The sequence below is a fragment of the Arthrobacter sp. HMWF013 genome (genome assembly GCF_003061105.1).
Lineage (GTDB): Bacteria > Actinomycetota > Actinomycetes > Actinomycetales > Micrococcaceae > Arthrobacter.
Genome location: NZ_QAIQ01000442.1, coordinates 1 through 7,064, shown reverse-complemented (window position 1 = coordinate 7,064; position 7,064 = coordinate 1). Strand labels below are relative to the sequence as shown.

The following is a 7,064-nucleotide window of genomic DNA, read 5'->3' as shown; positions in this document are numbered from 1 at the left end:
CGCCGCGATGCCGCGCCACATGGCGGCCTGGGTGACGTCGGAGAGCCGCTGGTCCTCGGGATCTGCCTTGCCCACAATGACTGTGCGCGCCGAGTCCGAATGCCAGCCGTTCACAATGGCGCCGCCGTCGATCGAGATGATGTCGCCGTCGTTAAGGACCTTCCCGCCCGGGATGCCGTGGACAACTTCCTCGTTCACTGACGTGCAGATCGTGGAGGGGAAGCCGTGGTAGCCCAGGAAGTTGGACTTGGCGCCTGCTTCGTTCAGCACGGCCGCGAAGGCCTCGTCCAGCTGTTTGGTGGTCACTCCGGGCGCCGCCGCGGCCTGGGCGGCGTCCAGCGCGCGGCTCAGGACCAGGCCCGCCTCGTGCATGATGCGCATCTGGGCGTTGGTCTTGTATTCGATACGGGGCTGGCCGAATGCCATGGTGCGTCCTTCTTTCAAATGGCTGAGGCTCCTCCCGGGTGCCGGGAGGAGCCTCGAAGTTCTTTGCCTTGGTCAGGCGGCCTGAGCCGACTTGATGGCATTCATGACGCGGTCGGTGACCTCGTCGATGCCGCCGATGCCGTCCACCTGGGTCAGGATGCCGCGCTCGGCATACTTGGCCACAACGGCCTCAGTCTGCTCGTGGTACAGGTCCAGCCGGTGGCGGATGACGGCTTCGTTGTCGTCGCTGCGTCCGGTTTCCTTGGCACGGCCCAGAAGGCGGTGGACGAGTTCCTCGTCGTCGGCCGTCAGCTGCAGGACGACGTCGAGCTTCTCTTCGCTGGTGGCGAGGATCCCGTCGAGGTAGTCAACCTGCGCGGTGGTGCGCGGGTAGCCGTCCAGCAGGAAGCCGCCCTCGACGTCGGACTCGCTCAGGCGGTCGCGGACCATCTTGTTGGTCACGCTGTCCGGAACGAAATCGCCGGCGTCCATGTACTTCTTGGCTTCGATGCCAAGCGGCGTCTCGCCTTTGACGTTGGCGCGGAAGATGTCACCGGTGGAGATCGCCACGACGCCGAGGCGCTCGGAAATACGTTCCGCCTGTGTTCCTTTTCCCGAGCCGGGAGGTCCAATAATCAACATTTTCGTCATCGCAAAAGCCCTTCGTAGTGACGTTGCTGTAGTTGCGCATCTATTTGCTTGACGGTTTCAAGGCCAACGCCCACCATGATCAGGATCGAGGTGCCACCGAACGGGAAGTTCTGGTTCGCGTTGATAAGTACCAGTGCCACCAGCGGAATCAGCGCCACGAAGCCCAGGTACAGGGCTCCGGGGAGCGTGATCCGGGAGAGCACGTACTGCAGGTAATCCGCCGTCGGCTTGCCGGCACGGATACCCGGGATGAAACCGCCGTACTTCTTCATGTTGTCCGAGACCTCTTCAGGGTTGAAGGTGATCGCGACATAGAAGTAGGTGAAGAACACGATCATGGCGAAGTACAGCGCCATGTAGATCGGGTGGTCTCCTCGGGTCAGGTTGTTGTTGATCCACTCAACCCACGGCTGCAGGTCCTCGCCGGCCTTGGGCTGGTTGAACTGTGAGATCAAACCCGGCAGGTAAAGCATGGAGGATGCGAAGATCACGGGGATCACGCCTGCCATGTTCACCTTGATGGGGATGTAGGTGCTGGTGCCGCCCACGGTCCGGCGTCCGATCATGCGCTTGGCATACTGCACCGGGACGCGGCGCTGGGACTGCTCCACGAACACCACGAGGCCCACGGTCACCAGGCCGATGGCCAGGACCATGAAGAAGGTGCCCGGGCCCTGCGAGCTCCAGATGGCGCCCAGGGACGTGGGGAAAGTCGCCGCGATGGAGGTGAAGATGAGCAGCGACATGCCGTTGCCCACACCCTTCTCGGTGACGAGTTCGCCCATCCACATAATGAGTCCGGTGCCGGCTGTGAGGGTGATGATCAGCAGGATGGTGGTGATGATGCTGCTGTCAGGGATGATCGGCAGCGCACAGCCCGGCAGCAGCTGTCCTGAACGGGCCAGCGACACCAGTGTCGTTGCGTTCAGCAGGCCCAGGGCGATGGTGAGGTACCGGGTGTACTGGGTGAGTTTGGACTGCCCGGAGGCGCCCTCCTCGTACAGCTCCTGGAACCGGGGAATGACCACGCGGAGAAGCTGCACAATGATGCTGGCCGTGATGTACGGCATGATGCCCAGGGCGAAGATGGACACCTGAAGCAGGGCACCACCGCTGAACAGGTTGACGAGCTGGTAGAGCCCGCCTGCCGTCTGACCGCTTTGCAAACATTGCTGGACGTTCTGGTAATTCACACCAGGCGAGGGGATGAAAGCGCCCAAGCGGAAGATGGTGATGATTCCCAGCGTGAACAACAACTTGCGTCGCAGATCAGGCGTGCGAAAGGCCCGGCCAAATGCGCTAAGCACGCGTCCTCCTGAGGTGTAAATAAGCGTGGTGTGATGGGGATCAATAATCCCAACAACCGAGTCTAACGGGTGGATGTGTCCTGCGAATAATCCGCAGGCCGCCCCGGGAGCGCGTCGGCCGGGAATTCATGGTGCGGGGATGTGAAAAAAACTCCCGGGACACGGGGCCTTTGGGGCCCCGCATCCCGGGAGTTCCACAACGGGCTTCAGCCCACCGTCTACTAGAGAGCGGTGGTGCTTCCGCCTGCTGCTGCAATCTTTTCTGCGGCGCTGGCCGAGAATGCGTGGGCGGTGACGTCAACCTTGACGGTGATGTCGCCGGTGCCAAGCACCTTGACGGGCTGGTTCTTGCGAACGGCACCCTTTTCGACCAGGTTCTCCACGGTGACTGCGCCACCTTCCGGGAACAGCTCGTTGAGCTTGTCCAGGTTTACAACCTGGAACTCAACCCGGAACGGGTTCTTGAAGCCGCGCAGCTTCGGCAGGCGCATGTGCAGCGGCAGCTGGCCGCCGGCAAAGCCAGCCTTGATCTGGTAGCGGGCCTTCGTACCCTTGGTACCGCGGCCGGCGGTCTTACCCTTGGAACCTTCACCACGACCAACGCGGGTCTTGGCGGTCTTGGCACCCGGGGCGGGACGCAGGTGGTGAACCTTCAGGGCGTTCTGCTTTTCAGCGTTGGCGCTCTGTGCCTTCTCAGCAGTGTTCTTCTCTGCCATTTACTTCGCCTCCTCTACCTTTACCAGGTGCGGAACCGTGTTGAGCATTCCAACAGTCACGGCGTCGGCGGTGCGGACAACGGTGTGTCCGATCCGCTTCAGGCCCAGTGACCGGAGGGTGTCGCGCTGGTTCTGCTTGCCGCCAATGGCGGACTTGATCTGTGTGATCTCCAACTGCAGGTCGGAGGGAAACAGGTTCTTAGCCATGACTTAGACACCCGCCTTCTGGTTCAGGAGAGCCTTCACCATTGCCGGAGGAGCAACCTCGTCGAGGGGCAGGCCGCGGCGTGCTGCCACTGCTGCCGGCTCTTCGAGGCGCTTCAGGGCATCAACGGTCGCGTGAACGATGTTGATGGCGTTTGAGGAACCGAGCGACTTGGAGAGGATGTCGTGGATGCCCACGCACTCCAGTACTGCACGGACCGGACCACCGGCGATAACACCGGTACCGGCGGAAGCCGGACGCAGCATTACGACGCCGGCAGCAGCCTCACCCTGAACGCGGTGGGGAATGGTGTTGCCAATGCGGGGAACGCGGAAGAAGGACTTCTTAGCTTCTTCAACGCCCTTCGCGATTGCGGCAGGAACTTCCTTCGCCTTGCCGTAGCCAACGCCGACCATACCGTTGCCGTCACCAACGACGACCAGGGCGGTGAAGCTGAAGCGACGACCACCCTTGACCACCTTGGAAACGCGGTTGATGGTGACAACGCGCTCTACGAACTGGCTCTTCTCAGCTTCACGGCCGCCGTCGCGGCCGCCACGGCCACCACGGTCGCCGCGGCCCTGGCCACGGTCTCCACGCTCGCCACGACGAGCGCCACCACGGCGGTCATCGGCAGCAGCGGGAGCAGTGGTCTCAGTGGCCGGAGCAGCTACGGCTTCAGTCGCCTTCTGATCTGCAGACACAGTGTCCTTTTCCTTGTTTGCTTCCGTCACAGTGACAGCCCACCTTCACGTGCGCCGTCAGCGACGGCGGCGATCCGGCCGTGGTACTTGTTACCACCGCGGTCGAAGACAACAGCTTCGATACCGGCAGCCTTCGCCCGCTCGGCAACGAGCTCGCCAACGCGCTTGGCCTTGGCTTTCTTGTCGCCTTCGAATGCACGAAGATCGGCTTCCAGTGTGGACGCGCTCGCTACGGTCAGGCCCTTGGTGTCATCGACAACCTGGACGAATACGTGGCGTGCGGAACGGTTGACGACCAGACGAGGACGTACAGCCGTACCGGAGATGCGCTTGCGGATACGAAGCTGGCGGCGGCTGCGCGAAGCAGACTTGCTCTTGTTCGTACGCTTCTTATTGATTGAGATGGCCATGGTTACTTACCAGCCTTTCCGACCTTGCGGCGGATGACTTCGCCTGCGTAGCGGATGCCCTTGCCCTTGTACGGGTCAGGCTTCCGCAGCTTGCGAATGTTGGCAGCAACCTCGCCGACCTGCTGCTTGTTGATTCCTGAAACAGAGAGCTTGGTCGGGGTCTCAACTGCAAAGGTGATGCCGTCCGGTGCGGAAACATTTACCGGGTGGCTGTAGCCGAGAGCGAACTCAAGGTCAGATCCCTTGGCCTGAACGCGGTAACCAGTACCAACGATTTCAAGCTTCTTCTCGTAGCCCTTGGTAACGCCCTCGATCATGTTGGAGATCAGGGTGCGGGTCAGGCCGTGGAGTGAACGGGAGGCGCGCTCGTCGTTCGGGCGGGCGACAGTCAGGGTGTCTGCATCCAGGGAAACCTCGATCGGGCTGGCCACAGTGTGGTTCAGCTCGCCTTTGGTGCCCTTGACGCTGACGACAGAGCCGTCAACCTTGACCTCAACGCCGGCGGGAACGGTGATGGGGAGACGTCCAATACGTGACATTATTCTCTTCCTTTCCCGTTACCAGACGTAGGCGAGGACTTCGCCGCCCACGCCCTTCTTGCCGGCTTGCTTATCAGTCAAGAGGCCGGAAGAGGTGGACAGGATTGCGACACCCAGGCCACCGAGCACGTGCGGGAGGTTGGTGGACTTTGCGTAAACGCGCAGTCCCGGCTTGGAAATACGACGAACGCCAGCGATTGAACGCTCGCGGTTCGGTCCGAACTTGAGCTCGAGGGTCAGCTTCTTGCCAACCTCAGCGTCTTCTTCTTTCCAGGAGGCGATGTAACCTTCAGCCTTCAGGATGTCGGCAACGCGTGCCTTGAGCTTGCTGTACGGCATGGACACGGAATCGTGGTATGCCGAGTTTGCATTGCGCAGACGCGTAAGCATGTCTGCGACAGGATCTGTCATTGTCATGGTGGGCTCTTGCCCTTCCTCATAACGGTTTCCTCGGTGCACCTGGCGCAGTTGCCTGCGTTAGGCAGCCCCGAAGGACCTGTTACGTAGTTAGATTAGTCTTCGGCCTTGAACGGGAAACCAAGCGCCTTAAGCAGCGCGCGGCCTTCGTCATCGGTCTTGGCAGTGGTTACGACGGTGATGTCCATGCCACGAACGCGGTCGATGGAGTCCTGGTCGATTTCGTGGAACATAACCTGCTCGGTCAGACCGAAGGTGTAGTTGCCGTTGCCATCGAACTGCTTGCCACTGAGGCCGCGGAAGTCGCGGATACGGGGCAGTGCCAGCGTGACCAGACGATCCAGGAATTCCCACATGCGGTCTCCACGCAGGGTAGCGTGTGCGCCGATGGGCATGCCTTCGCGCAGCTTGAACTGTGCGATCGACTTGCGGGCCTTGGTTACCTGCGGCTTCTGGCCGGTGATCAGGGTCAGATCGCGGACAGCGCCGTCGATCAGCTTGGAGTCCTTGGCGGCATCTCCAACACCCATGTTCACAACGACCTTCACCAGGCGGGGAACCTGGTTGACGTTGCTGTACTTGAATTCCTCAACGAGCGTGCTCTTGATGGAATCGGCGTACTTGGTCTTCAGACGAGGAACGATCTTCGTTGCCGGAGTCTCGAGAGTCTCAGTCATTAGATGTCCTTCCCGGAGCTCTTAGCCACGCGGACACGCACGTCCCGCTTCACGCCATTGCGCTCAACGGTCTCGGTGCGGAAACCGACGCGGGTGGGCTTCTTGGTGGACGGGTCAACCAGAGCCACGTTGGAGATGTGGATCGTGGCTTCAACAACCTCGATGCCACCGGTCTTGGTGCCGCGCTGCGACTGACCGACCTTGGTGTGCTTGGTTACGCGGTTAATGCCTTCGACCAACACGCGGTTGGTCTCGGGGAATACGCGCAGAACCTTGCCCTGCTTGCCTTTGTCGCCGCCGCGCTCAGCCTTGGCGCCAGTGATGACCTGAACCAGGTCACCCTTTTTGATCTTAGCCATGGACTAAAGCACCTCCGGAGCCAGAGAAACGATCTTCATGAACTTCTTGTCACGGAGTTCACGACCAACCGGTCCGAAGATACGGGTACCGCGGGGGTCACCGTCAGCCTTCAGGATCACAGCTGCGTTCTCGTCAAACTTGATATAGGAACCATCCGCACGGCGGCGTTCCTTCTTGGTACGGACGATGACTGCCTTGACAACATCGCCCTTCTTTACGTTGCCGCCCGGAATTGCGTCCTTGACGGTGGCGACGATAACGTCGCCAATGCCTGCGTAGCGACGGCCAGATCCACCGAGAACGCGAATGGTAAGGATTTCCTTAGCACCCGTGTTGTCGGCGACCTTGAGTCGCGACTCCTGCTGAATCACTATTTACTCCTTGCGTCGCGCCGGTTCTCAGACCGAAAATCTTCCTACGGAATGAGCCTTGCGGAACGGTTGATCGGGGTGTCTCTTGACCTGCCTGGATTTTGCCAGACCAGGCCTAAACTCCCGTGCCAAAAACATTTGCTTCCCAGGCGGTTCCGGACAGGTCCGAAGCCTTTGGGGGCACTATGCCGTGGCACGATTGTTTACGAGGTAGATGACGGCGCACGAACGGCGCCATACAAACTCAATATCCTAGCACAGTCGAGCCGATCCCCCATATC

Annotated in this window: 12 protein-coding genes; all 12 read right to left on the bottom strand. The window is 60.7% G+C overall.

What is annotated here, in order from left to right:
• A partial coding sequence (locus DBR22_RS24645; protein ID WP_258229244.1) for a M24 family metallopeptidase occupies positions 1 to 426 on the bottom strand: 426 nt, incomplete at its 3' end.
• A 72-nt stretch (positions 427 to 498) separates the two neighbouring features.
• Positions 499 to 1,068 (bottom strand): adenylate kinase, encoded by a 570-nt coding sequence (locus DBR22_RS15965; protein ID WP_181365212.1) that lies wholly within the window; start codon positions 1,066 to 1,068, stop codon positions 499 to 501.
• A 5-nt stretch (positions 1,069 to 1,073) separates the two neighbouring features.
• Positions 1,074 to 2,384 (bottom strand): preprotein translocase subunit SecY, encoded by a 1,311-nt coding sequence (gene secY / locus DBR22_RS15960; RefSeq protein ID WP_108599826.1) that lies wholly within the window; start codon positions 2,382 to 2,384, stop codon positions 1,074 to 1,076.
• A gap of 221 nt (positions 2,385 to 2,605) precedes the next feature.
• Complete coding sequence (gene rplO, locus DBR22_RS15955) at positions 2,606 to 3,100, bottom strand: 50S ribosomal protein L15 (RefSeq protein WP_108599825.1); 495 nt, start codon at positions 3,098 to 3,100, stop codon at positions 2,606 to 2,608.
• Complete coding sequence (gene rpmD / locus DBR22_RS15950; protein ID WP_108599824.1) at positions 3,101 to 3,307, bottom strand: 50S ribosomal protein L30; 207 nt, start codon at positions 3,305 to 3,307, stop codon at positions 3,101 to 3,103.
• A 3-nt stretch (positions 3,308 to 3,310) separates the two neighbouring features.
• Positions 3,311 to 4,039, bottom strand: a complete 729-nt coding sequence (gene rpsE / locus DBR22_RS15945; RefSeq protein ID WP_066293261.1) for a 30S ribosomal protein S5 — start codon at positions 4,037 to 4,039, stop codon at positions 3,311 to 3,313.
• Positions 4,036 to 4,419 carry a 50S ribosomal protein L18 gene (gene rplR, locus DBR22_RS15940; protein ID WP_108599823.1) on the bottom strand — a complete coding sequence of 128 codons (384 nt, stop codon included), beginning with the start codon at positions 4,417 to 4,419 and terminating at the stop codon, positions 4,036 to 4,038. Before rplR ends, rpsE begins: the two co-directional genes overlap by 4 nt.
• 2 nt (positions 4,420 to 4,421) lie before the next feature.
• Positions 4,422 to 4,958 (bottom strand): 50S ribosomal protein L6, encoded by a 537-nt coding sequence (gene rplF, locus DBR22_RS15935; protein ID WP_108599822.1) that lies wholly within the window; start codon positions 4,956 to 4,958, stop codon positions 4,422 to 4,424.
• An 18-nt stretch (positions 4,959 to 4,976) separates the two neighbouring features.
• Complete coding sequence (rpsH, locus tag DBR22_RS15930; protein ID WP_056425243.1) at positions 4,977 to 5,375, bottom strand: 30S ribosomal protein S8; 399 nt, start codon at positions 5,373 to 5,375, stop codon at positions 4,977 to 4,979.
• Between the two features lie 95 nt (positions 5,376 to 5,470).
• Positions 5,471 to 6,052 (bottom strand): 50S ribosomal protein L5, encoded by a 582-nt coding sequence (rplE, locus tag DBR22_RS15925; protein ID WP_108599821.1) that lies wholly within the window; start codon positions 6,050 to 6,052, stop codon positions 5,471 to 5,473.
• On the bottom strand, positions 6,052 to 6,411 hold the full coding sequence (gene rplX / locus DBR22_RS15920; protein WP_108599820.1) for a 50S ribosomal protein L24: 360 nt from the start codon (positions 6,409 to 6,411) through the stop codon (positions 6,052 to 6,054). Before rplX ends, rplE begins: the two co-directional genes overlap by 1 nt.
• A gap of 3 nt (positions 6,412 to 6,414) precedes the next feature.
• On the bottom strand, positions 6,415 to 6,783 hold the full coding sequence (rplN, locus tag DBR22_RS15915; protein ID WP_024366126.1) for a 50S ribosomal protein L14: 369 nt from the start codon (positions 6,781 to 6,783) through the stop codon (positions 6,415 to 6,417).
• Between the last annotated feature and the right edge of the window lie 281 nt (positions 6,784 to 7,064).

What these genes read in the sequence shown, in the direction of transcription:
- rplX (WP_108599820.1), bottom strand. Translation starts at nt 6,411, where the DNA reads ATGGCTAAGATCAAAAAGGGTGACCTGGTTCAGGTCATCACTGGCGCC.
- rpmD (WP_108599824.1), bottom strand. Translation starts at nt 3,307, where the DNA reads ATGGCTAAGAACCTGTTTCCCTCCGACCTGCAGTTGGAGATCACACAG.
- DBR22_RS15965 (WP_181365212.1), bottom strand. Translation starts at nt 1,068, where the DNA reads ATGTTGATTATTGGACCTCCCGGCTCGGGAAAAGGAACACAGGCGGAA.
- rplE (WP_108599821.1), bottom strand. Translation starts at nt 6,052, where the DNA reads ATGACTGAGACTCTCGAGACTCCGGCAACGAAGATCGTTCCTCGTCTG.
- rplR (WP_108599823.1), bottom strand. Translation starts at nt 4,419, where the DNA reads ATGGCCATCTCAATCAATAAGAAGCGTACGAACAAGAGCAAGTCTGCT.
- rpsH (WP_056425243.1), bottom strand. Translation starts at nt 5,375, where the DNA reads ATGACAATGACAGATCCTGTCGCAGACATGCTTACGCGTCTGCGCAAT.
- rplF (WP_108599822.1), bottom strand. Translation starts at nt 4,958, where the DNA reads ATGTCACGTATTGGACGTCTCCCCATCACCGTTCCCGCCGGCGTTGAG.
- rplO (WP_108599825.1), bottom strand. Translation starts at nt 3,100, where the DNA reads ATGGCAGAGAAGAACACTGCTGAGAAGGCACAGAGCGCCAACGCTGAA.